20 protein-coding genes are annotated in these 22,695 nt (G+C 61.0%); 7 read left to right on the top strand and 13 right to left on the bottom strand.

The features are described from left to right. Positions 1 to 109 precede the first annotated feature (109 nt). Positions 110 to 730: a lysophospholipid acyltransferase family protein gene (locus tag J3P89_RS03145; RefSeq protein WP_434571559.1), complete on the top strand. Its 621-nt coding sequence runs from the start codon at positions 110 to 112 to the stop codon at positions 728 to 730. A gap of 1 nt (position 731) precedes the next feature. Continuing rightward, on the top strand, positions 732 to 1,664 hold the full coding sequence (locus J3P89_RS03140; RefSeq protein WP_135847378.1) for a phosphatidate cytidylyltransferase: 933 nt from the start codon (positions 732 to 734) through the stop codon (positions 1,662 to 1,664). A gap of 81 nt (positions 1,665 to 1,745) precedes the next feature. Here J3P89_RS03140 and J3P89_RS03135 read toward each other — a convergent pair whose 3' ends face one another. The 13 genes from J3P89_RS03135 to J3P89_RS03075 all read right to left on the bottom strand — a co-directional run bounded on the left by J3P89_RS03135 (position 1,746) and on the right by J3P89_RS03075 (position 17,960). After that, the gene (locus tag J3P89_RS03135) at positions 1,746 to 2,903 is read right to left on the bottom strand and encodes a glutathionylspermidine synthase family protein (protein WP_434696692.1); all 1,158 of its coding nucleotides are present in this window, start codon (positions 2,901 to 2,903) and stop codon (positions 1,746 to 1,748) included. Positions 2,904 to 2,915: 12 nt separating this feature from the next. Beyond that, entirely contained in the window at positions 2,916 to 3,617 is a 702-nt protein-coding gene (locus tag J3P89_RS03130; protein WP_434571557.1) for a DUF1190 domain-containing protein, read from the bottom strand. Between the two features lie 19 nt (positions 3,618 to 3,636). Then, entirely contained in the window at positions 3,637 to 4,065 is a 429-nt protein-coding gene (locus J3P89_RS03125; protein WP_434571556.1) for a DUF350 domain-containing protein, read from the bottom strand. Between the two features lie 15 nt (positions 4,066 to 4,080). Beyond that, positions 4,081 to 4,743 carry a DUF2491 family protein gene (locus J3P89_RS03120; RefSeq protein ID WP_434696690.1) on the bottom strand — a complete coding sequence of 221 codons (663 nt, stop codon included), beginning with the start codon at positions 4,741 to 4,743 and terminating at the stop codon, positions 4,081 to 4,083. Then, the gene (locus tag J3P89_RS03115) at positions 4,730 to 5,764 is read right to left on the bottom strand and encodes an ion channel (RefSeq protein WP_434571554.1); all 1,035 of its coding nucleotides are present in this window, start codon (positions 5,762 to 5,764) and stop codon (positions 4,730 to 4,732) included. Before J3P89_RS03115 ends, J3P89_RS03120 begins: the two co-directional genes overlap by 14 nt. 282 nt (positions 5,765 to 6,046) lie before the next feature. Further along, entirely contained in the window at positions 6,047 to 6,745 is a 699-nt protein-coding gene (locus J3P89_RS03110) for a PspA/IM30 family protein (RefSeq protein ID WP_434601949.1), read from the bottom strand. A gap of 21 nt (positions 6,746 to 6,766) precedes the next feature. Beyond that, complete coding sequence (locus J3P89_RS03105) at positions 6,767 to 7,348, bottom strand: YjfI family protein (RefSeq protein WP_434697944.1); 582 nt, start codon at positions 7,346 to 7,348, stop codon at positions 6,767 to 6,769. Between the two features lie 411 nt (positions 7,349 to 7,759). Next, positions 7,760 to 8,593 (bottom strand): YfaP family protein, encoded by an 834-nt coding sequence (locus J3P89_RS03100; protein ID WP_434696689.1) that lies wholly within the window; start codon positions 8,591 to 8,593, stop codon positions 7,760 to 7,762. Positions 8,594 to 8,596: 3 nt separating this feature from the next. Further along, complete coding sequence (locus J3P89_RS03095) at positions 8,597 to 10,216, bottom strand: DUF2300 domain-containing protein (protein WP_434696688.1); 1,620 nt, start codon at positions 10,214 to 10,216, stop codon at positions 8,597 to 8,599. 1 nt (position 10,217) lies between these two features. Further along, a complete protein-coding gene (locus J3P89_RS03090; RefSeq protein ID WP_434697943.1) occupies positions 10,218 to 14,786 on the bottom strand; it encodes an alpha-2-macroglobulin family protein in 4,569 nt (1,522 codons plus the stop codon). Next, positions 14,783 to 15,442, bottom strand: a complete 660-nt coding sequence (locus tag J3P89_RS03085; RefSeq protein WP_434627877.1) for a DUF1175 domain-containing protein — start codon at positions 15,440 to 15,442, stop codon at positions 14,783 to 14,785. The genes J3P89_RS03090 and J3P89_RS03085 overlap by 4 nt, the downstream gene beginning before the upstream one ends. After that, a complete protein-coding gene (locus J3P89_RS03080; protein WP_434696687.1) occupies positions 15,427 to 17,136 on the bottom strand; it encodes a DUF2138 domain-containing protein in 1,710 nt (569 codons plus the stop codon). The genes J3P89_RS03085 and J3P89_RS03080 overlap by 16 nt, the downstream gene beginning before the upstream one ends. A gap of 35 nt (positions 17,137 to 17,171) precedes the next feature. Next, a complete protein-coding gene (locus J3P89_RS03075; RefSeq protein ID WP_434571543.1) occupies positions 17,172 to 17,960 on the bottom strand; it encodes a YfaP family protein in 789 nt (262 codons plus the stop codon). 269 nt (positions 17,961 to 18,229) lie between these two features. Here J3P89_RS03075 and J3P89_RS03070 point away from each other — a divergent pair, with 269 nt between their 5' ends. The 5 genes from J3P89_RS03070 to ispA all read left to right on the top strand — a co-directional run bounded on the left by J3P89_RS03070 (position 18,230) and on the right by ispA (position 22,614). Beyond that, positions 18,230 to 19,390: a Fic family protein gene (locus J3P89_RS03070; RefSeq protein WP_434696685.1), complete on the top strand. Its 1,161-nt coding sequence runs from the start codon at positions 18,230 to 18,232 to the stop codon at positions 19,388 to 19,390. A gap of 94 nt (positions 19,391 to 19,484) precedes the next feature. Next, a complete protein-coding gene (locus J3P89_RS03065; protein ID WP_434696684.1) occupies positions 19,485 to 20,792 on the top strand; it encodes an AAA family ATPase in 1,308 nt (435 codons plus the stop codon). After that, entirely contained in the window at positions 20,785 to 21,378 is a 594-nt protein-coding gene (locus J3P89_RS03060; RefSeq protein WP_434696683.1) for a retron system putative HNH endonuclease, read from the top strand. The genes J3P89_RS03065 and J3P89_RS03060 overlap by 8 nt, the downstream gene beginning before the upstream one ends. Before the next feature lie 109 nt (positions 21,379 to 21,487). Further along, positions 21,488 to 21,730 (top strand): exodeoxyribonuclease VII small subunit, encoded by a 243-nt coding sequence (locus J3P89_RS03055; RefSeq protein ID WP_305498501.1) that lies wholly within the window; start codon positions 21,488 to 21,490, stop codon positions 21,728 to 21,730. Then, a complete protein-coding gene (ispA, locus tag J3P89_RS03050) occupies positions 21,727 to 22,614 on the top strand; it encodes a (2E,6E)-farnesyl diphosphate synthase (protein WP_434627865.1) in 888 nt (295 codons plus the stop codon). The genes J3P89_RS03055 and ispA overlap by 4 nt, the downstream gene beginning before the upstream one ends. Positions 22,615 to 22,695 lie beyond the last annotated feature (81 nt).

Genomic DNA, 22,695 nt, shown 5'->3' with positions numbered 1-22,695 from the left:
GCAATTGAATGGCTTTTGTGGCGAGGGGATTTATCCCCTCGCCACAGTGATGTATTCCGGCCAGTAAGCGTTGTGCAGATATTTATGTTTCTCAGGACAAGGAATCCTCATGTTCGAACCCGTGGTCGCCAACCTCATCACCTCCGCCGCGCGGATGGTCACCGGTGCTCGCAGCCTGTGGCTCGGCTGCGCGCCCACGCCGGTGCAGCGGATCTATTTCGCCAACCACAGCAGCCACGGCGACTTCGTGCTGCTCTGGGCCTCGCTACCGCCGGCGCTGCGCAAACTGACTCGGCCCGTCGCTGGCGCCGACTATTGGCAAACCAGCCCGATGCGCCGCTACATCATCAACCGGGTGTTCAACGGCGTGCTGGTGGATCGCGAGCGCAAGGACCCTTCCTACAGCCCATTGCAGCCAATGCTCGATGCGCTGGAGAACGGCGACTCGCTGATCATCTTCCCCGAGGGCACGCGTAACCCGGATGAAGGCCTGCTGCCGTTCAAGAGCGGGATCTACCACCTGATGAAAAGCCACCCCGAGGTCGAGGTGATCCCGGTGTGGATCGCCAACCTCAACCGCGTCATGCCCAAGGGCCGCGTATTGCCCTTGCCGCTGCTGTGCACCACCAGTTTCGGCGCGCCGCTGTGCATCGAAGAAGGCGAAAGCAAAGAGCAATTCCTTGAACGCAGCCGCGCCGCACTGCTGGCGCTGGCCCCGGAGCACGTCTGACATGGATCGATATACCCTGATGTTGTTTGGCGGGATCGGCGCGATTCTGCTGCTGGCTTCGCTGGTCGGTTTCATTCTCAAGCTGCGGACCAAAGGCGCACCGAACTCGGTCATCGAGAACCTCAATGCGCGGATCAATGCCTGGTGGATCATGGTGCTGGTGATCGGCATCGCGTTCTGGCTGGGCAACGCGGCGGTGATCCTGTTGTTCTACGCCGTGTCGTTCTACGCGCTGCGGGAATTTCTCACACTGACGCCCACCCGGCGCAGCGATTACCCAGCCTTGGTGGCGGCGTTCTACCTGGCGCTGCCGCTGCAATACTTGCTGATCTATTACGACTGGTACGGGCTGTTTTCGATCTTCATTCCGGTGTACGTGTTCCTGCTGCTGCCGATCCTCGCGTCCCTTGGCGGCGACAGCACGCACTTCCTGGAACGCGCCTCCAAAGTCCAGTGGGGCTTGATGATCGCGGTGTTCTGCATCTCCTTTGTACCGGCGTTGCTGACCTTGGACATTGCCGGTTTCGAAGGGCGCAACCTGCTCTTGATCGCCTATCTGGTAATCGTGGTGCAACTGTCGGATGTGTTGCAGTACGTGTGCGGCAAGTTGTTCGGCAAGCACAAGATCGCACCGAACCTGTCACCGTCGAAAACCGTCGAGGGCTTTGTCGGTGGCATTTTCCTGGCCTCGCTGATTGGCGGCGCGTTGTGGTGGATCACCCCGTTCAACCCATGGCAGTCGTTCCTCATTGCCTTGCTGATCAACCTGCTGGGGTTTGCCGGCGGCATCGTCATGTCGGCGATCAAGCGCGACCGAGGCGTCAAGGATTGGGGGCACATGATCGAAGGCCACGGCGGCATGCTCGACCGCTTGGATTCGGTGTGCTTCGCCGCACCGATCTTCTTTCATCTGGTTCGGTACTGGTGGACTTGAGATAACTGACATACCGCACACCCCTATGGGAGCTCGCTCCCATAGGGGTGCAACGCTTGGCCCAAAGTTGTGTGCAGGTAATCAGTCGAGAATCAGATGCGGCAGGAACCGGCTGGAATCCTTGGTGATCAGGCTGTTGTCTTCGCGCACGCCGATGCCGGCCGCCTGGTCGCCGATGACCCAGGAGCCGATCAGGGTGTAGCTGTCGCCAAAGCGTGGCAATGGCGCGAATTCCTGGAGGATGAACGGTGCGTCGGTATAAGGGCCATCTTCCTTGACGATCAAACCGTCAGCAGTCTGCAGCTCGATATTGGCGCCTTCCCGGGAAAAGAACGGCTTGCGCACCCAGCCCTTGGGCACGGCTTTGCTCGTGTCGGTATCCAGGTGGGCCGCGAGCAGGTTCGGGTGGCCTTTGTTGAATTCCCACAGCAGCGGCAGAATGCCCTTGTTGGAGATGATCGACTTCCAGGCCGGCTCGAAAAACTGCGTATCGCATTGGGCAATCGCAGCGCCAAACGGCTCGTGGAAGATGAACTCCCAGGCGTGCAGCTTGAACAGGTGTGGAATCCAGCGCTCCTCCAGGTCGACGAAACGCCCGTCACTGTTGAGGCCGATGTCTTCGATATCGATGTGCCGCGATTCGATGCCGACTTTTTCCGCAATCAGGCGCAAGTAGTCCGTGGTGCCCTTGTCTTCCACCGAACCTTTCATCGAGGCGAAATAAAACGGTTCCTTGAGCTGCAACTGGACAAAGGCCTGGTGCAGCTTGGTATCGATGCTGTTGAACTGGTCGGCATGGGCCGGCAGCACGCCGCGCTCGATGCATTGCTCCAGCCAGCCCCACTGGAACGCCGCCGCCTCGTAGAGGCTGGTCGGCGTGTCGTAGTTGAGCTCCAGCAGCTTGGCGGGGCCGCTGCCGTTGTAGGAGAAATCCATACGCCCGTACAGGTGCGGGTGGCCTTCAAGCCATGAAGTGCGAACCAGGTCGAAGAACGGCGCGGGAATGCTCAGGCGCTCCAGCAATTCTTCGCTCTGGACCACGCGGGCCACAAGGTCCATGCACATCTCATGGATCTCGGTCGTCGGGTCTTCCAGGTCATCCTCGATCTGCTTGAGGCTGAACTGGTAGTACGCGCTTTCGTCCCAATAGGGCTCGTCGTCGATGGTGTGGAACAGAAAGCCGAGCTGCTCGGCCGTCTGTTTCCAGTCAGGACGTTCTGCGCACTGGATCTTCTTCATGGTGCTGGTTCCTCAACCGCCGGAGCTGCTCGATCCGCCCCAACCGCTGCGGGCGCTGGAACTGCTGCCGAAACCACCGCGAGACGTGGAGGAAGCAACGGACATCGGCTTGCTGGTCTTGATGGTGTCGGTGTAGCTGCCGTACCGCGCCTGGTTGGACTTGGTAAAAGTCGAGCCCCTGGAGACACGCTGGCTGAGGGTCGAGGACCCGAAGCTGCCGCGATCATCGCGGTAACGGTAGACCGGCTCGGAGTAATAGCTGTTGCGGTTGCTGCTCAACATGTTGCCGATCAGCATGCCCGTCAGCAGGTTGCCGAAGCCTGAACCACCGACGTTTGCTTCCGAAGCGGGCAATTGGGCCCTGGCGGCGTCGACCTGGGATTGGGTGACTTCGCCATCGGCGCTCAGCTCGAAACCGCCCAGCTTGGGAATGAACTGGCCGGACGAGTCCTGCTGGCACCAATCGGGGACGAAGTCGGCATCGCAATCGGCCTGGCTGGCGTACGTCGGCGCGATGCGACGATGCTCGGCCATGGCGGTCATGTAGGCGTCGGCGCAAATGTCCACTGGCAGCTTTTCATCGACACATTGCTGGACGGACTGGAAGTTGTACTTCTTTTGCAACTTGTAGGTTTTTTCCGTTGGCCCGCAACCGGATATCGCCAGGGCGACCGACGCAGCCAGCGAAAGCTGGACGTACTTGCTTCGTTTCATCGGGATCTCCGTGGCGCAATCAGTTCGTGGAAGGCGTCATGCACGCGGCGTTCAGCATGCCGACGCTGATGGCCACGGCGGCGATGTAAATACCGGCGGCGATCTCACCGTTCTTGATACGCGCGGAAGCGCCCTTGAGCACCAGGCTGGTCACCAGGAAGGCCAGCAACTGGACGGCTGCGGCGATCACCGCCCAGACGACGAAATCCAGCAGGCTGATCGAGTAGGCGATCACGTTGCTCGCCGGAATGGCGAAACCAACCAGGGCACCGCTCAGGGCGATCGCCGCGGCCACGTTGCCCGAGCGGATCAGTTCGAACTCTTTGTGCGGCGTGACGTGGATGTAGATGAACTGAAACAGCGCGAACAGCACGGCAGCGCCGAGGATGTACAGGACGAAGCCGAACACGGCAGCCTTGTTCAGGGAAATGGAGAGCGCTTCAAGCATGGAATTCTTCCTTATTCAAAGAGTGTTCAGGTCAGTGGTGTACAGCGAAATACCCAGCGAAGTGCTCAGGCTGACAGTGCCTTCGGCGTCCTCTTCGACAGAGAACAGCAGGAATTCCCGGCGATCGGTCAGGCCGGTGTCGCGGGCGTACAGCATCGAGCGGTGCTCGACGCTGTAGGATTCTTGCGGATTGCTCACGCGCTCGCTCAACGCCACCAGCTCTGTCTGGCCAGCTTCGGAGCCCCATTCACGGGTGTATTCGACACCGTCGTGGGTGTAGGTCGGCAGGCCGATCAGGCTTTCCGGGCCAGCCAGCCGACGCAACTCCGCTTCGCTGTTGATCGTGACGTAGCTGAGGTAATTGAACAGGATCACCGACTCGACCTGCCCGGCGACGTCGCCGCTGGTGTGAACTTGCAGCCAGTAGTCTTCGTCGTTCATGTAGCAGCGCGACAGCCAGTTCGACTGCCCGAGGTCGACGATGCCCAGGCTCCAGATCTGTTGGGAGCCGGGGATGACCACGGTGCTGTTGCCGTCGAGCAACAACTTGAGCGTGGCATCGAACATGACCTGCTTGCCGGAGGCCAGGCCCAGCGGACCGCTGACGGGCGAGTCATGGCTGGCTGTCTTGTTCGCGTTCGGGGCCTCAAGCCCCATCAACTGTTTAAACCACCCCATGGGCAATTTCCTTGAGCCGCGCGGACGCGATGTAGAAGAGTTCTCCACCCGCGATGCGCGTGGTGCCAGGCGGATTGATCGATGGGTGTCGGGCACCCTTGGCGCGGTAGCCGATCAGCGTAGCGTTGTGCTGCTCTTTCATTCGGCCGTAGAGGTCGCCGAACGTCGCTTCAAACGCATCGGGCAATTTCATCAGGTATTGGGTGGCGCCTTCGCCGACACAGAGCAATTCATTGATGACCACTGACGAGCCCGGGTCCTGGGAGGCCCGCACGAGCATTTCGATGGCCATGCTGGAGGTGCATTCCAGGCTCGGCGCATAGGCGCTGGCGAGGGCGGCAATTTCGCTGTCATTGAAGTGGGCGACCACATGCCCGACGGGCCCCAGCCGATTGACCGCCAGCACCGTGGCCAGGGTCAGGTCGTCGGAATGGGTTCGCACCAGCACGCGCTCGGCGCCGGGTACGCCGGCGCGCTGTAACAGGGCGACCGAGGACAGGCTGTCGCCCTTGATGAACGAGGCCTTGCCGGGCATGGGGTTTTCTTCGAGATCGCAATCGCAGATGACGATCAGGTTGTCATTGGACGTTTCGTCCTGCAGCAATAATTCAATGACCCGCTCGCTGGAGGCGCCCTCCCACCCGATGAGAACCGTATGGCCGACCTGGCCGGTGAAATCGCCTTTGCCTTTCATGCCTTTTCTCCATACATCGATGACGCTGCTGGTGGTTTTGCCGATGGCTGCCGTCAGCAGCGCAATGCCCCCGAGCATCACCCAGGTAGCCACGAACACCCGTCCCGCCGCAGTCTGCGGCGCGAGATCGCCATAGCCGACGGTGAGCGTGGTGGTGAGATAGAAGTAGGTGAACGTGGCGGCGGCGATAAGGTGCTGCTCGCCCAGCAATACCAGGCCGATCCAGGCCGTGGACAGGTGCACGCCCAGCGCAATGGCCAGGCCGGCCCAGCCGAATCGATGGAAGAACGACGAAGCGTACGCGCGCAACAGAAGGAAAATCGACATTTCGTCCCTGACTCCGTGGGGCTTCGTTCCTGGCGGGATAATCGCGCGGGCAGTTGGGTGCTCGAGCGTAGTGGCCGGACAGCATTAAACCTGTTGTGCGGCCTGGATAGAAGTACCTTGGTGACAATAAATCCGACGAGCAGGCAGGCCGAGCACAGTCCTTGTGGCGAGGGAGCTTGCTCCCGCTGGGGCGCGAAGCGGCCCCCAAAGAATGGGACTGCTGCGCAGTCCAGCGGGAGCAAGCTCCCTCGCCACGGGTTCACTCAGGACAACGTGTACCGATCACTCAGCCGATTTTTTCTTCAGGCGTTCCAGGATCGCGTTGGCGCTGCCTTCGTTCGGCGTGATGCCGGCGTCACGCAGCTTGCGCTCCAGGTCGGAGCCGGTCGAAGCCTCGGCCAGTTCGTCCTGGGCTTGCAGTTCAGCGGCCCGCTGCTGTTGCTTGGCTTGCAGGCGATTGAGTGTACCGACCGCTGTTTCCAGCTTGCCATTGGCGCCGCCGCTGGCAATCGAAGCACTGACCTGGGCCTTCTGCACGCTTTCCCGGGCCTTGGCCATGTCCACTTGCTGACGCAGGCTCTTGATGCGGCTTTCGGCCTTGGTGATGTCCTTGCGCATGTTTTCCGCGTAACCGCCGAATTCGGTTGCGTGCTTTTGCTCGGCGTCCAGTTCGTTGGTCAGGGTCGAAATGGCTTCGGCCACCTCCAGTGCCAGATCCTCGCGGTTGGCCTGTATCGCGGCCAGGGCCTTGGCTTCCAGGTCCTTGATCTTGGCGTTGTACTCGCCGACGCGATCGGTCGCCAGCTTGTGCTTGGCCATGATCGTGACCAGCTCGCGCTTGGCGTTGGCCAGCGCGGTGTCGGCGTCGCGAATTTCCTGGTCGAGGATGCGCAGGGCCTGTTGATCGACGATCGATTCGCCGACTTCATTGGCACCGCCTCGCAGCGCGGTGAACAATTTGCTCCAGATGGACTGAGTCATTGGATAGTTCCTGTTGGCGAATTAAATGAAGAAGCGTTCGAAGGCTTCGCTGGCACGCTGCACATTGTCAACGAGGGTTTTCACCTCGGTGACGATGTTGGTCAGGCTGGAGTCGGAGCTCAACGCACCGAACATGTTGTAGACGACCTGGCCGTTGGGCATGGTCTCGATGCCGATGGACGACAGCGGAAACATCTCCCGGCTGCGCAACACGGCGTCGTTGAAGGCCGCTACATCCTTGATCGACTCGACATCCACCAGGACGGTGTCGACGATGATCTGGTCGCCGACCACGGCGATGTAGATCGGCAAGCCGCCGAAGTCATTCATTTCCAGCTTGATGCTGGATTCGGAGCCTTGGACGAGGCTCAGGGTGATGTCGTTCGCGCCCACTTCGTCCAGGGCCTGAAGGGCGCTGTAGAGACGGTCGATGTTCCAGTTATTACCTGCGCTCATGTAATTCTCCGACATGAATGAGCCAGCCAGAATCGGTTGGCGTAGCTGTTTCTCCATTTGCTTGAGCAGGCCTCGATTTTCGGGAAGCACCCAAGTCTCGTGTTTTACATAGCCTGCGGCACTCAAGCCCGCGCGCATCTGCTTCATGTAGAAGCTCGACGGTTTTTTCGCCGAGGGCTTGGCGCGATCTTCCGTGCGGCTCACTGACTCGGTCACAGAGCCGTCAGGTGGATCTGCTGGAGAGCTGGTTGGCATGGCATTGACCCCACTGTGAAAAACTCACGCGTGAGAAACACTACAGGTACTTTGCAAACCCCACAATAGCTCACGCGTGAGATTTTTATTTGTCACAAATACACTGATGCCACCTGTGGAGCGAGCCTGCTCGCGAATCGGTGGGTCAGCTTGCATTGATGTTGAATATGCCGCCGTCTTCGCGAGCAGGCTCGCTCCCACAGGATTTCCGAGCGTTCACAAATCAGGCGTCAACCCCAGGATCCCTTGTGGCGAGGGAGCTTGCTCCCGCTGGGCTGCGCAGCAGCCCCCCTCTTTGTCTCCTCACGGATAGCTGAAGCTCTTGATCAATGTCAGCTCCCCGACCGCCCGCATCGGCACCACGAACGTTTCCATTTTCTCGCTCGGAGTGCCCTCTTCAGTAATCACCGTCACCTGCGCCGTGGTCAGGGCCTGTTGCGCCTGTTCCACCTGCTCGCCGTCGCCCTCCTCATCCTCGTCACTGCGGTAGCCGCCGCCGTAATAATTCACGTACACCAGGTACTGGCCTTTGATCGGCGCGGGCATGGCGAAGATTTCCGGGCCGTAGCCGGTGGTGACGTCGACGTCGAGCGCGGCGCCGTTGGCGACGGCGCGGTCGCCGTACCAGATGTGGGCGCCATCGGGCGTCACCAGGTGCAGGTCGAGGTCGGTGCCGTCGCTATCCCAAGTCAGCAGGACCCGCAGCTTGGCCGGGGTGGCGCCGCCGGTGGTGTTGAGGAACTGCGTGCGGTGGCGCTGCTGGCCATCGGCGCTACGCACTTCAACGCTGTTGCTGCCATTGGGGAATGAGAATGGTCGGTCGAAACGGCCTTCTTCATCTGTTTTCAGCGGCAGGCTTACGCCGTTGACGATCAATTGTCCTGGTGCATTGCTGTCCTTGGGCGCGCCTTTGATCTGGCCGCTGATGCGCGCGGTGTCGGCCTGGCCCGGGGGCGTCTTGACCGACGAGGCCGGGTAGTTGACGGTCTGGCTGAAGCTTTCGCCCTCGCCCCCCGGCGCACCGCTGCGCCAGCCGCCGACGGGTGTGTCGAGCTTGATGGGGTCGGCAGCCATGGCCGGTGGCAACGCGGTCAAGGCACAAAGCAACAACAAGACCTGTGGATAACGGAGTGTCATGGTCTATTCCAGCAAGAGGTGACGGGCGAGCCCTTCGATATAGGTTTCGTCCTGGCCGTTGGGGTGAGCCTCAAAGGCCAGGTGCAGGTATTCGTGTGTGAGGTCGAGGCGGTCTTGCAGCGACAGCACGCCACGTACGTAGATGCGCTGGCGCTCGCGGTCGACATACGGCCGGCCGAAGGCGAGGCGGCAGACCGCGAAAGCGCTGATTTCGTTGTAGCCCACTTCGCTTTCCAGGCGCTGACGCCAGCCACGGCGCTGCTTCAGCAACCAGTCCTGGGCCGCGGGCAACGCTTCGCAGGACGCCACCGGATTGTCCCAGCGGCTGAGGCTGGCACGCGGATACGCATGCAGCAGGATGGCGTCGTAGCGTTGGCCGCCGTTGGCTTGCTCAACGGCTTGGGCCCAGGACATTTTGTCCGGGCCCGGTTGATCTGAGTGGTAAGTGACGTCAGTGCCGGCCAGGACCAGATCGGTGGTCCACGCGGCAATCGCGCGGGTTTCAGGCGCCGCCGGACGCGGGGCGACGCGCTGGCGGTGACTGCTGTCATCGATGCTCAGGCAATCACCATTGCGCCCGGCGTTTTGCAGCAGGTAGGTGCGAATCGCCACGGCCAATGCCTTGGCCGCTTCGACCGGTTCGGCCTTGGCTTCGCGTTGCAGGACCCGGGCGACGTATTCTTCCCGATCCAGTCGCGCGACCAGCTTGCCAGGCAGCAGGAACAGCTCGCCTTCGCTGTGGATATCCAATTGGTTGCCATTGGTGAACTCGACACGGTAATCGCCGCGCAGCTGACCCGGCGTGGCAGGACGGTCGCCAGCCATGACCCGCTGCAACGGATAACGAGCAAACAGGCCTACTTCCACGCAACGCCCGGTTTCCGCCGGCCAGCGCGACGGCAATGCCGTGGCCAAGCCATCGCCATACTTCTTCAGCACCTGCTGGCTGGTACCGCGGCCGCCGGCCCAGACGGGCGTGCCATCGGCCAGCCAACCGGCGAAACCGCCCTGGCGCGACGCTGGGCCCCGGTCACCCAGCCAACTCCAGGTCTTGACCCGCAGGCGCCCGCCCAATTGACCGACCAATCGCCCATCCGCAGCGCCGAGCACCACGTCGAGTAATACCCGCCGGGCCTGATCCTGGGCCGGCAACGTGGCCAGCGCCTTGAGCAGTTCTGCAACGGGTACCTGGGTTTGCGGCTGCAAGGTCGGCAAGTCCAGCAACCAGTTCGGCGCCCGGCGCGCTTGCCAGTAATCTCGCCAGTCCGGCGCCGAAAGCCCGAGCCGTTGCGGTTCGAAGTACAAGCCGCAGGACTTCACCAGCGCCTGATCACGGCCGATGCTCTGCCCGGCAGTGCAGCAATAGACTTCTTCTTTCGATTCGCCGCGACACTCATAGACCGGCTCGCGGGCGTCGGTGTCCACCAGCCAGGCGTAGACGAAGAGCTTCCACAGGCTGCCCAACGGTGCCGTCAACGCGTCCGGCAACGGCTGGCGGTCCAGCACCTGGGTCTGGCTCACTCGCAACAGCTGACCGTCGAAAGCCAGGCGCAAGGGCTCCTCCTGCGCTGTCGCCAGCGCAGGAATCAAGCACAACAGCCACCAGCCCCAAGGCTTGCGCATGTCAGTTGACCGTCACCTGACCGAGCGCCGGTTTCTGTTCGCGAGCCTGGTTTTGCGGCGCATACACCTGGGTGAAACGCACCGGCGGCAGGGTGAACTGGCCCTTCTGGGAGAAACGCACCAGGTGCCGCAGGCGCAGTTCGCCACTAAGGGCATCCACCGGGACCGCATAAGCCATCTGGCCCGGTTCGAAACGGGCCTTTTCCAGGGACGTCGGTTCGCTGTCGGCCTTGCCTAGCAACTGGATGCCCCATGTGGTGCGCTCCACATCAGCGCCCGGCGGCAGCGGCACTTCGAGCATGCCGTAGCGCAGCGGCGTTGAGGCCTTGCTGTTGATGATCACTTCATCCAGATAGAGGCTGTCGCTGGACAACGGCTTGTTGCCGACGGCTTCGAGCTTGAAGGTGAACGCTTCGTCGCCCGGCACGAGGCGCGACAGGCGGCGGGTGATGGACACGGCCATCGGCGCAATTGGCGCTTGCTGGCTCTGGAAGCTCAATGACGCCTGCACCGGACGCGCCTGGGCACTGGTCAGGGTCAGCATCGTTGGTAGCTGCGCGCCCTGCCACTGCCAGTAGGTTTCACCGGTCGCGCCCTGCTTGGCTGCCCAGCCTTCGGCCGGTTCCAGGGTTGTGGCCGCCGGTGCCTGTTCGATACTGCGCTGCAACCAAGTCAGGGCCAGGGCACGTTCCAGCGTGGATTGCTGTGGCAACACGCGCTGCAGCAACGCGGCGGCGCGCGCCTGATCGAAGCTCTGCAACGACAACAGCAGGGCCTCGACGAACGGCTGGGAGCTGAGTTCCAACTGCTGTTGCGCGGCGTCTGCCTGGCGACTGAAGGCCGCCGGCATTGGCACTTTTACCTGCTTGGCCAGCGATGCCGTCAGGACGCGGGCGCTGGCCAGGCCGAGGGCTGAATCCGGCGCGTACATGACGAGGCTGTCCTCGCCACTGTCCAGCACGCTCTCGGTGCTGTCTTCGCTGGCCTTCGCCAGGTCGTCCATCAGACCGCTGACCAAGGTGTTCACCGGCAGCTGCATCTGTTTGGCGAACGACAGGATCAGGGCACGTTGCAGCAATGGCGTATCACCGGCCTGCTTGGCATAGACCTCCAGCACTCGCTGCCAGTGTTCCGGCGGCAGGTTCAGGTCCAGCGCCTTGCTGGCGTGCCAGTCGGCGTAATAGGCGTAGGCGGTGAGGAATGCATCCGGCTCGCCATCCTGGCCCCACCAGGTGAAGCTCGCCGACGGGCCGGCCATCTGCACCAGGCGCAAGCGACTGTTCTGCATGATCAAACGCAAGCGGTCGCGGATCTGCGGGTTCGACGCCAGGGACGGGTAGGCAATACTCAACGGCAACAGGCGGCTGGCGGTCTGCTCGACACCGCCGTACGGGTAGCTCAACAGGTCGTCCAGGGCCGAACGGAACAGCGCTTGCGGGCTGTCATCCAGGCGCAGGCGAATGTCACTGGCGTCGGCCGGCAGGTTCAGTGGCGTGGCGTCACTCATGACGTCGAGACGCTGGCTCTGGGTGACTTGCCAACCGTTGCCGCTGGCATTGAGGTGCATGGCCAGGGCGTCCTGGGTTTCGCCATTGAGTTGCAACTGCACGGTCAAGTCGCCGTTGCTCAGTTCCATGGTCGGCAGGGCGACGTAGTTGATGCCATTTTTCAGGTCCGCGACCACACGCTGTTCGGCGCCGGCGTAGTGGATCAACAGTTCGGCCTTGAGCGGTTTTTCCGACTGGCTGAAGACGAACAGGCCCAGTTGCGGCTTGTCGCCCACGCGGAAGCGGGTCGGGCCGCTCCACTTCAGGTACAGCGGTTTTTCCGAGGCGATGAACTGCTTTTTCTGCCCCACCTGGCCGTCGTCAGCGATTGCCTTGGCGGTGATGCGCCAGCGGGTCAGGGAGTCCGGCATCTTGAAGGTAAAGCGGGCCTTGCCGTTGGCGTCGGTGACCAGCTCCGGTTGCCATGCGGCGGTGTCGACATCTTCGCGACGCGGCCGTTCCAGCACCTTGACGCCACGCTCGCTGCGGTTGGCCTTGCCCGGCGCGCCAGGGCTGCCCGGCAGCGCCACGTCGTAGCTGATGAACGACAGGCTGGCGCTGGTGCGCACGTTGTTGCGGCGGGGGTGATAGAAGAACTGGTCGATGGTGGGCGCCACTTCCGGTTGCAGGGCATAGACCATTTCATCGACGACGCTGACGGTCAGGTGCGCCGGGATCGCCTTGCCGGCGAACTGGGTGCCCAAGTCCACGGTTACGGTGTCGCCCGGGCGATACGTGGCTTTATCGGTGGCGATGGCCACGTCGATCTGCGGCGCAACCACCTTGATGCCGGCGTTCTGGAAGCTGTACTGGCCGCCCTTGGTGTACAGCACCGAGAAGGTCAGGTTCGGCGCAAAGTTGTCTTTCACGGCAATGCGCGCGCGGTATTGGGTGTCGCTGAGCTTTTCCATCTTCAGCCAGTCGGCGCCCTTGGTCAGCAGCGCGGTAGCCTCGACCTTGTCCCGCTCCAGGGACAGCAGCGCGTCGCTGACCGGTTCCGGGAAAGTGATCAAGGCCAGGGCTTCGTCACCGGTCTTGTATTCAGGCTTGTCGAAGACGATCTCGACCGTGCCCGGCACGGCCTTGATACCTTCACCGGTTACCGCATGCGCGACGGCGCCAATGACCCGGCCGTGGTCGTCCTTGAGCGTCAGGTTGTAGGTGCCAGGACGCTCGAAGGACAGGCTGAAACCCTTGTCCTTGGCCGCCAGCTTGCCTTCGCCGGTGCTCTGGTCTTCCAGGCGTACCCAGGCGTAGCTGCCCGGTGTCACGGCCTTGGCCTGCTCGTTGCCGCCTTCGTTGGCGTAGCTGAACGACACTTTCTGGCCGACGGCGCTGAACCGCTGGGGAGCGCTCAGGCGGAAATTCGCCGCGCCACGATCGATGAGGATTTCCTTGCTGGTCTTGACCCGATAGGCCGCGCCATCGCTGGCGAATACGGTAAGTGTGTAGCGGCTTGGCTTGTCGGCGGCCGGCAGGTCGAGGGCGGCGTTGCCCTTGGCGTCGGTGGTCACTTCGCTGCTGGTCAGCTCCACCGGGAATTGCCCCAGGTATTGCAGCTCGTTATCCACCATCGACAGTTGCTGGGCGCGCAGACTCAGGCTGACCTTGGCGTCCGCCACGGGCTTGCCGTCCGGGTACAGCAACACCAGATTGCCCTTGACCGGCTCGCCGGTGCGGTAATCCTGCTTGGCGAGGTTCAGGGCGATTTCGAAATGCGGCTTGACGTATTCAGCCACGCGAAAGGCGCTGCTGTAGAGCTGATCCTTGTAGCTGAAGCGCAACTCATAACCACCGGCCACGGCATTTTCCGGCAATTGGAAACGGCCCTGGGTGCCGGCCTTGGAGTCGAGCTTCAGGGCCAGGGTTTGCAGCGCAGTGCCGGTCGCGTCCAGCACGCTGACGTTGACGTCGGCGGCGGTCGGTTGCACCGAGTCGCGGGCGTTCTTGAACTCCCGGCCAACGATCTTCAGTGACACCCAATCCCCCGGCCGGTACAGCGGCCGGTCAGTGAACGCGTAAAGCTTGGTGTCGTAGATTTCGCTGTCGTAGTAGAAGTTTTCCGAGACAAACACCCCGCCCTCTTCGTCCTCGCCAATGACGAACGAACGCTCCGGGCTGACGTGCTTGAGGCGCAGCAGGCCGTCCTCATCGGTGGCACCGCTGCTCATCACGCCCAGGCCGTCGGTCCACAGCACGTTGACCTTGGGCACCGAACGGCCCTCATGCTTGCGCGCGGCCCAGACCAGCAGTTCGTCGCCGGCAATCTTGCTCACGGCCACGGTGTTGGAGACAAAGACCATCGTCGTCGCCCGGTACTTGCCGATCAGCGCTTCCACCAGGTACAGGCCCGGCTTCAACTGGCCCAGCGGGACGTAGACATTGCCCGGCGCGACGCTGACAAAGTCGCTGGACGAACCGGCCAGGTCGACGCCGGCCGGCGGCTGGATCGGTTTGGCCTGCCACAGCGGATAGCGGAACTGGCTGACCACCGGCAAGCCGGGGATCAAGGCGAATTGCGCTGGAGCGTCGTACGGGGTCGGCGCGATCAGGGCATTGCCGACCTTCAGCTCCGGCACTTCTTCAGTGACTTGCTGGCGGGACTCGTAGGAGAACGCCCGCTGCATCACCCGGCGGGACCTGCGATACCAGTTGTCCCACAGGTACGCGAGGGTATTGGACAAGCCTTCGCCCTTGAACTGGCCGTCGCTGACCACGCGATGCAGGTTCTTCTGGCGCTTGAGGAACTCCAGTGGCTTTTCGATGCGATAGACGCGGATATCGGCGCCGCCGTAGGGCTCCATGCGGAACCGGCGGTAGTCGCGACCCGGCGCTTCGAGACGGACCATCGCCTGCTCGTCGCTGGCAAAACTGCTGTCGGCCAGCAGGAAGAAGCTTTCACCGGACACCGGCGTGTAGCCGCTCGGCTCCACGGTGTCTTCGGCATTCACGAGAGGTGCCAGCAACAGGGCAAACAGCAGGGGCAGTTTCGAACACAAGCGCAGCATGCGGGCACCGGTCATTGGGTGAGAAAGTTGAGTCGATAGACGCCGATGAAGTTGGGGTTGGCTGCGTCGGGTATCCATCGGGTGTCCTTCCAGTTCATGAGTTGTTGCAGGCTTGCGGAACGCATGCCGTTGTCAGTGGGGGTGGTAGTGCCGGTGTGATAGGCGATGTAGCGGCCCATCCAGATCATCAGGTGCTGGTCGTCGCCCTGGTCGAAAAACATCAGGTCGCCGGGCCGGGCCTGGGTGACATCGCGGCCCACCAGACGGCTGTTGAACTGGATCAGCTTGATCGCGTTGACATAGGGCCCGACCTTGCCGCCGCCCTGTTGCCACTGCTGGGCCAGGCGCCGTTGCGCATCGCTCAGCGGCAGCTCCGGCGGCAGGTAGCGGTTGGACAGGCCATTGCTGCGCAACCATTTCTGGTCATGGACTTTCAGCGCTTCGTTGGCAGCGAAACGCACCAGTCCGGCGCAGTCCTGCTGGTACCAACGCGGGCTCGGGCCTTTGCTCAGTTGCTCCTGGGCGATGCGCACGAACCAGGCCCGAAAGACCTGGGATTGTTGCGCATCCAGCGGCGGCGCCTCGTCGGCGAACGCCCGCGCGCCGAGCAGCAATGCCAGCAGCAGCGCCAATCCGGGAGTGCGGATCAGTCCTGTCACAGCGCTTTCCATTCCAGCGGCAACCATTGCCAATGGCCGTCCGGCTCGCTGCCTGCAGGCAAGGTCAGCGCGTATTTGCCGTAGCCGCCGAGGGTGCGCAGTTTCGGAATCAGGTAGGTTTGCGCGGCGTTATAGAACACCGGTTCCATGTCCTGGGGCAGGCTGTCGAGGGTTTCGCGCTGCATCAGTTGCGCCATGGAGTCCGGGCCAAAGTAGACCGGCATCAACTGGTCCTTGGGCACTACATCGGCCATGGGCGGGAAGCGTTTGTCGAGGGTGCCGAGGGCCTTGTCGACCAGTTTGTCGTCAAGGGAGAACAGCAGGGTCGAACCGTGGCGCGCCAGGCTGATACGCATGAACGCCTTGCCGGTGATCGATTCGGGCTGCTCAGCGTCCTTGGCCAGGTAGGGGCCGAAGTTGGAGCTGACCTGGCGTTGCCATTGGTGCATCGCGCCTTGCTGCTTCTCTACAACCGGGAACGCATGTTCGGCGACATTGTTTTCATAGGCGCCCACCATCGAACCGAACAGCTTGCCCAGGTCGGCGTCGAGCTTGCCGTCGTCTTCGTTCAGGCTTGCCACCAGCAGCGGGGTGTACAGGCGCGACTCGGCGTACCAGCACAGGCCCGCCGCACCCGCCACGTGATCAACCATGGCCTGGGCGGCTTTTTCGTCGGCACCGAGTTTCACCAGCAGGGGCTTCTGCTGCTCGGCGGCCAGGGGCAAGGCCACGCAGGCGCTGGCGCCCATCGGCATGGCTTGCCAGATGGGCTTGAAATCGAAGTCCGGCTGGTTCTCCAATTCGTCCATGGCCAGGAAGCTGTGCCAGCCTTTGTCGTCCATGTCGAAACGCAAGCCGGCGAAGTTCGGAATGAAACGCTGGTAACCCATGGCGAGCACGCTGGCGTTGACCGAGATGCGCTGCTTGACCTGCGGCGCCTTGGGCGGCAGGCCGAAGGCTTCCGGGAAGAGTTTCTCACCGGCCAGCAACGCTTCGAGGGCCTGGGTCGAGATCATGCCCGGTTCGTCGGTAGGGCCACTGCCCTGGTCGTAGAGCTTGGTCGGGTTGGACAACACCACCAGCTTGTCGCCATGGGACGCGAAGACCAGGGATTTGCTGGCGTTATAGCTCAGTTGATAGAGCGCGACTTCATCGCTGCCCACCTTCAGGTCGCCGAGCTTGCTCAACTGGGTGTCGTCCAGGGCGACTTTCGCCAACGGCTCCAGCACCTTCGCCAATCCGCCACGGTCCATCACCAGCAGGAAATCCTTGAGTCGGCCGTCCGCACCGCGCCACAGCGCGACGTCGGCTGGCTGGTCGAAAAGCTGCTCGATCAGGCTGTCCTGAAGCTTGAGATCATGCTCGTAAATGATCCGGCGCAGGCTGCCAATCAGGCCGAGGCGGTCGGCGTGAGCTTCGTAATAGAAGACGAAATCCTCGGTGAGCGTGGCCTTGAGGAACGGCACGGCCAGCAGGTCCTTGGGCAATTGGCTCAAGGAGTGCGCCTCGAGCAGACCGTCGGGACGGCTCACGCCGAGCTTTTCCAACGCCAACTCCATGGGCGGCGCCTTGGGCTTGGTCATGAACCAGCCCAACCCGGCGGCCACGCCGGTCACCAGGCATAGCCCGATCAATATCGCCGGCCAGCGGCGCACTGGTTTGGCGACAGGGGTCGGCGTGGTCGGGGAAGCAGTGTTGTCGCTCATATTCACAAGGGCCTGTTCATCCGTGGAGCGGATACTTAGTAATTGAAAGTCTTGACCAGCAACAGATCGCCAATGGCGCGCAGGGGCACGACAAAGGTCTCGCGTTTTTCATCGACGGTGTTTTCGTTGAGTACCAGGTTGATCTGCGAGGTGATCACCTCGTTCTGGTTGCTCGTTTCATCGAAGTTGTAGCCGCCGCTGCCGTAGTTGCCCCAATAGTTCACGTAGACCAGGTAGGTACCGTGCATCGGCGCGGTCATGGTGAACATCTCGGGGCCGGGGCCATCGACGCCGTCCGGGTCGAGGCCGCCGCCATTGCTCAGCGCCGGCTGGCCGAAGAACGCATGCTGGCCATCGGGTGTGACGATATGCAGGTCGAGTTCGGCCTTGGGGTCGTCCCAGCCCAGCACCACGCGAATTTGCGCCGGGGTGCGCAGGTTGTTGGCTTCATAAAATTGCACGCGCTTGAGGGACTGGCCTTCGGAGCTGCGCACCTCGACGCTGTTGGAGCCGGCGCCAAAGGCATACGGCCGGGCAAAACGCCCCTCGTCGTCGGTATAGAGGTTCAACGGGTTGCCGTTGACTGCCAGGCTATGGGGCTGGCGCGCCGTGCCCATGTCCTTGATTCGACCCTCGATCATCGTGCGATTGCGCTGGATGCCTCGGTCAATGGGCGGTGTCGGATAGGCGACCTGAGGGTTTTCCGTGCGATCAAGCAAGCCGCTATAACGCCAGCCACCGACCGGCTCCGACAACTCGGCCGAAGGCCCGGCCCACGCCAACGGCGCACCGAGCAGCACGATCGATAAAAAAAGAAAACGCACGTATGCCTCCTGCCATGCACAACGCAACCCGGCGCCCTTCCCCGGGCGCTGTTTGTCATTATTCGGATTACGTCTGAAGGCCCCGTTACAAGGGGCCGTAGATGGCGCGAAGAGTAGCCATTTGACGGATTTTTCACAATCGGGGAACGCGCGATTCTGTGTGCGAAATCACGGACTGAGAATAGCGTGAGCCGAATAGGAATTTTATTCGGCTCACTAAATGAGCCGAATAGCGCTATTATTCGGCTCACTCACTTTCGGACAGACTCATGGCAGCTTATTGGATCTGGCAGCAGGCCGAATGGCCCGACTTCCACTGGCAAGCTGAAGCATTGGCGCCGGCGCTAAGGGAATGCGTGCAGGCCCAAGGCCAACTGCTTGGCATGACGGGCGCGGTCACGGCTTCGCTCAGCGCTCAAAACGAGTTGGACGCCTTGCTGCAGAACATCGTGACCTCCTCGGCTATCGAAGGAGAACAACTGAATGTCGGCTCGGTGCGCTCGTCCCTGGCTCGCCGTCTGGGCCTGGAACCCGTAGACGACAATCCGGCCAGCCCGCGTAGCGAGGGCTTGGCAAACCTGCTGCTGGATGCGACCCGGCATTTCAATCAGCCCCTGACTGTCGAGCGCTTGCTGGATTGGCATGAGTGGTTGTTTCCTGATCAAACCAGCAACCTGGCTCATCGGCGGATCCGCGTCGGCGCGCTACGCGGTGATGAACCGATGCAAGTGGTTTCGGGCCGGTTGGACCGCCCTACCGTTCACTTCGAGGCACCGCCTCGCCAAGGCCTTGAACAGCAATTGCAAAGGTTTGTCGATTGGTTCGAGGCAAGTCGTCAACAGATCGATCTCGACCCATTGCTGCGAGCCGGCATCGCTCATTTCTGGTTTGTCACTCTGCACCCATTCGATGATGGCAATGGTCGCTTGACCCGCACCTTGACCGACCTGGCACTGGCCCAGGGCGAGGCCCAGGCGATCCGTTTCTACGCGATGTCCGTAAGCATCCTGAACGACCGCGCCGGCTATTACCGAATCCTGGAAAACAGCCAGAAAGCCACGCTGGATATCACTGCGTGGCTGATCTGGTTCTTGCAAACATTGTTGCGCAGCCTGCACAAGGCAATGACGCAGATCGAAAGCGTCCTTGGCAAGACCCGATTCTGGCAGGCCCATCGCGCTTCAGCCCTCACACCTGAGCAAACCAAAGTGTTGAACCGGTTGCTAGATGGCGGTGAAAAAGGTTTCGAGCACGGGATCAGCGCCGCTCAATATCAGGCGTATGCCAACGTTTCCAAGGCAACGGCCACGCGCCATCTGACTGATCTGGTGCGAGAAGGCTGCCTGGAGCGACTGCCGGGTGGGGGGCGGAGTACGCGATATCAGCTAAATACCTATACAGAAAGCTCAGAAGCCATACACAAAATTTGAAGCGAGGATTTTGGCTGGAGCTCCGTACAATCTCATGATCAACTACCGGTCAGAAAAGCCGCCGCCAAGGGCGGAGAACCCAGAGGTTAAGCCTGTGAAGCTGCGTAAACTGAAACTCAAGGATTTCCGTCGATTTGAGAATCTGGAAATCGACTTCCATCCAGAACTGACGGTGATAGCCGCACGTAACGGGCAAGGTAAAACTACTATTCTGGAGGCCATTGCTATTGCGCTGGGCCCGTTCGTTGGTGCTTTCGATTTTGGCAAGTCCAAACACATTGAAAGAACCGATGCTCGGTTAATGAGAGTGGGCGCAGGCTTTGAGAACGAACCCAATTTCCCTGTTGAAATTGACGCGTGGCTAGAAGAGCCAAATATTGCCTGGCAACGAGCGTTACGCACAGCAAAAAGTAGATCCACAACCAAAGAAGCAATACCTCTGGCCAAGTGGGGGAAAAACTTACAAGAACAAACTCGCTCCGACGCCGACGTAGCATTACCTCTCGTCAGTTACTACTCGGCAGGAAGACTATGGATTAACCATAACAATATAATGCGCAAAACAGTAGTGAGTGCCAGCCGCACTATTGGTTATGAAGACTGCCTTTCCTCAGCATCTAATTTTGTCCAAATGCAACAATGGATAACCAAGGCAACGCTAGCTTCGCTTCAGCAAAAGGGCTTACCCGGTTATGAGCACTCCGATTTGCAATCTAGAATCGAAGGAATTCAAAACGCAGTTAACCTTGTACTTGAGGGCGAAGGCTGGTCAGACTTCCATTACAGCGTGGCCCACGGCCAGCTAGCCATGTCCCACCCGGACCATGGTCTTATGCCAATAAGCCTCCTCAGCGACGGCGTTCGAGCCATGATCTCATTGACCGCCGATATGGCATTTCGCTGCAGCCGCCTGAATGGACATTTCAAACAAAAAGCTTCTTTATTAACAGAGGGGATCGTATTGATCGACGAAGTGGACCTGCACCTGCACCCAGCATGGCAACAGCAGGTCATCGCATCCTTACGAAGAGCATTTCCAAAGGTTCAATTCGTGCTCAGCACTCATAGTCCCCAAGTACTTACGACAGTGAACCGTGAACAGATTCGAGTCGTCTATAGACAAGATGATATCTGGATTGCCGAGCGACCAAAGATGAGTCCTCTTGGACAAGAAGCCGGAGATGCTCTTGCAGGCGTCATGGAAGTATCTGAGCGGCCAAATATACCCATTACAGAAACTGCCCATGCCTACGAACAGTTTGCACGTGAAGGTGAAGCCGACAAGCCGGAGGCAAAAAGACTAAAAACTAAGCTAGATGAAGCGGGCTATGAAATTTCCGGGATTGAAACCGAACTTTGGGATTTCCTTTCGAAGCATGCCAAGAGTGAAAAGGATGATTGAACTGACTCATATTCCGGTTCCCGCTGCCGCTGAAAGAGCATTGTTAGACTACGCAACAGCCGTTCCCGGAGCAGGACCGGACGACTTCGACACGCTAGCTTTTCACCCATACAAAAAGATCGTCAAAGCATGCCTGCATACAGCCCAAGAAGGTCTGTGTGCTTACTGCGAAACCCCTTTGGATGCCGACAAGGGTCAGGTCGAACATATAAAGCCAAAGGGAGGGGCAAGCGCACACCCACACCTAACATTCGAATATACAAATTATGCGCATGGCTGCATCAATCCAAAAACATGTGGTCAAAATAAAGGCGCTGAAATTCTGCCAATAGAACCGAGAGTCGGCTGCAACAGTTTTTTCTCAATATCCACCGATGGAAGCCTTAGCCCTACCCCTACACTACTGGATGCAGACAAGCAGCGTGTACGCGAAACGATTCGAATACTTGGCCTTCAGCATCCACCGTTGGTGCTTGAACGAAAAAAAATGGTCGCCGCTGTGCTAGAAGTTAAATCAAAGATGCCAGCACTTGTACCGCTATTTCTAAGCACAAAAAATTTCCGGCATATTCTTAAACGCCTCTAAAAAAACGACAGATCGAACCTTGTCATTGCGTCTGAAGCCCCCAGCGTTGCCGATGCCCCCCATGTCTGCTAGTGTCGCGCCGGTTTAACAGTCAACCGGAATAGCCGCCATGGCCCGCAAGAAAGCTGCACTGGATTTCGAACAATCTCTGGCCGACCTGCAAGCGCTGGTCGAACGCCTGGAGAACGGCGAACTGTCGCTGGAAGACTCGCTGACCGCTTTCGAGCAGGGTATCGGCTTGACTCGCGACTGCCAGGCGGCGCTGGCCCAGGCCGAGCAGAAAGTGCAACTGCTGCTGGAACGCGACGGCGAGCTGACCGAAGAACCGTTCGACGCGGAACAGCCTGAATGATCGGCGCGTATCAGGCCAGCAGTCAGGCCCGGGTCAATGCCGCGCTGGACAGCTTGTTCGCCGCCCCGAGCCCTGAACTGGCGCGGCTCTACGAAGCCATGCGCTATAGCGTGATGAACGGCGGCAAGCGCGTGCGTCCGTTGCTCGCCTATGCCGCGTGCGAAGCCCTTGGCGGCGCTGCCGAGCAGGCCAACGGCGCGGCCTGCGCGGTGGAGCTGATCCACGCCTATTCGCTGGTGCACGACGACTTGCCGGCCATGGACGATGACGACCTGCGTCGCGGCCAGCCGACCACGCACAAGAAATTCGACGAAGCCTGCGCGATCCTCGCAGGCGACGGTTTGCAAAGCCTGGCTTTCAGCGCCCTGCTGGACCCGGCCCTGAGCAATTGCCCGGCAGAGGTTCGCCTGGACATGATCAGCGCCCTGGCACAAGCGGCAGGCCCGGCTGGCATGGTCGGCGGCCAGGCCATCGACCTCGGTTCGGTGGGCTTGAAACTCGACCAGGACGCCCTGGAATACATGCATCGGCACAAGACCGGCGCGCTGATCGAAGCCAGCGTCCGGCTCGGCGCCCTGGCCAGCGGCCGGGCTACGCCTGAACAGCTGCAAGCCCTGCAAACCTACGCCCGGGCCATCGGCCTGGCCTTCCAGGTGCAGGACGATATTCTCGACGTCGAAAGCGATACCCAGACTCTCGGCAAACGCCAGGGCGCCGACATCGCCCGTGACAAGCCGACCTACCCGGCCCTGCTCGGACTCGAGGCCGCCAAGGCCTACGCGATGGAGCTGCGCGACCAGGCCCTGGACGCGCTGCGACCCTTTGACGCGGCCGCCGAACCGTTGCGCGAGCTGGCGCGTTATATCGTCGAACGACGCAGCTGATACACGGTCAACCCAATTACATGTGCGTATCGGCCAAGTTCCGGCCAACGCGTGGGCAGCTTGCGATGCATAAGGTAAACT

It is taken from the genome of Pseudomonas sp. Z1-14, assembly GCF_051132005.1.
Classification (GTDB): domain Bacteria; phylum Pseudomonadota; class Gammaproteobacteria; order Pseudomonadales; family Pseudomonadaceae; genus Aquipseudomonas.
The sequence above is the reverse complement of the archived record's forward strand: the minus strand, read 5'-3'. Positions and strand labels throughout refer to the sequence as shown.

What these genes read in the sequence shown, in the direction of transcription:
- J3P89_RS03145 (WP_434571559.1), top strand. Translation starts at nt 110, where the DNA reads ATGTTCGAACCCGTGGTCGCCAACCTCATCACCTCCGCCGCGCGGATG.
- J3P89_RS03140 (WP_135847378.1), top strand. Translation starts at nt 732, where the DNA reads ATGGATCGATATACCCTGATGTTGTTTGGCGGGATCGGCGCGATTCTG.
- J3P89_RS03135 (WP_434696692.1), bottom strand. Translation starts at nt 2,903, where the DNA reads ATGAAGAAGATCCAGTGCGCAGAACGTCCTGACTGGAAACAGACGGCC.
- J3P89_RS03130 (WP_434571557.1), bottom strand. Translation starts at nt 3,617, where the DNA reads ATGAAACGAAGCAAGTACGTCCAGCTTTCGCTGGCTGCGTCGGTCGCC.
- J3P89_RS03125 (WP_434571556.1), bottom strand. Translation starts at nt 4,065, where the DNA reads ATGCTTGAAGCGCTCTCCATTTCCCTGAACAAGGCTGCCGTGTTCGGC.
- J3P89_RS03120 (WP_434696690.1), bottom strand. Translation starts at nt 4,743, where the DNA reads ATGGGGTGGTTTAAACAGTTGATGGGGCTTGAGGCCCCGAACGCGAAC.
- J3P89_RS03115 (WP_434571554.1), bottom strand. Translation starts at nt 5,764, where the DNA reads ATGTCGATTTTCCTTCTGTTGCGCGCGTACGCTTCGTCGTTCTTCCAT.
- J3P89_RS03110 (WP_434601949.1), bottom strand. Translation starts at nt 6,745, where the DNA reads ATGACTCAGTCCATCTGGAGCAAATTGTTCACCGCGCTGCGAGGCGGT.
- J3P89_RS03105 (WP_434697944.1), bottom strand. Translation starts at nt 7,348, where the DNA reads ATGAAGCAGATGCGCGCGGGCTTGAGTGCCGCAGGCTATGTAAAACAC.
- J3P89_RS03100 (WP_434696689.1), bottom strand. Translation starts at nt 8,593, where the DNA reads ATGACACTCCGTTATCCACAGGTCTTGTTGTTGCTTTGTGCCTTGACC.
- J3P89_RS03095 (WP_434696688.1), bottom strand. Translation starts at nt 10,216, where the DNA reads ATGCGCAAGCCTTGGGGCTGGTGGCTGTTGTGCTTGATTCCTGCGCTG.
- J3P89_RS03090 (WP_434697943.1), bottom strand. Translation starts at nt 14,786, where the DNA reads ATGACCGGTGCCCGCATGCTGCGCTTGTGTTCGAAACTGCCCCTGCTG.
- J3P89_RS03085 (WP_434627877.1), bottom strand. Translation starts at nt 15,442, where the DNA reads ATGGAAAGCGCTGTGACAGGACTGATCCGCACTCCCGGATTGGCGCTG.
- J3P89_RS03080 (WP_434696687.1), bottom strand. Translation starts at nt 17,136, where the DNA reads ATGAGCGACAACACTGCTTCCCCGACCACGCCGACCCCTGTCGCCAAA.
- J3P89_RS03070 (WP_434696685.1), top strand. Translation starts at nt 18,230, where the DNA reads ATGGCAGCTTATTGGATCTGGCAGCAGGCCGAATGGCCCGACTTCCAC.
- J3P89_RS03060 (WP_434696683.1), top strand. Translation starts at nt 20,785, where the DNA reads ATGATTGAACTGACTCATATTCCGGTTCCCGCTGCCGCTGAAAGAGCA.
- J3P89_RS03055 (WP_305498501.1), top strand. Translation starts at nt 21,488, where the DNA reads ATGGCCCGCAAGAAAGCTGCACTGGATTTCGAACAATCTCTGGCCGAC.
- ispA (WP_434627865.1), top strand. Translation starts at nt 21,727, where the DNA reads ATGATCGGCGCGTATCAGGCCAGCAGTCAGGCCCGGGTCAATGCCGCG.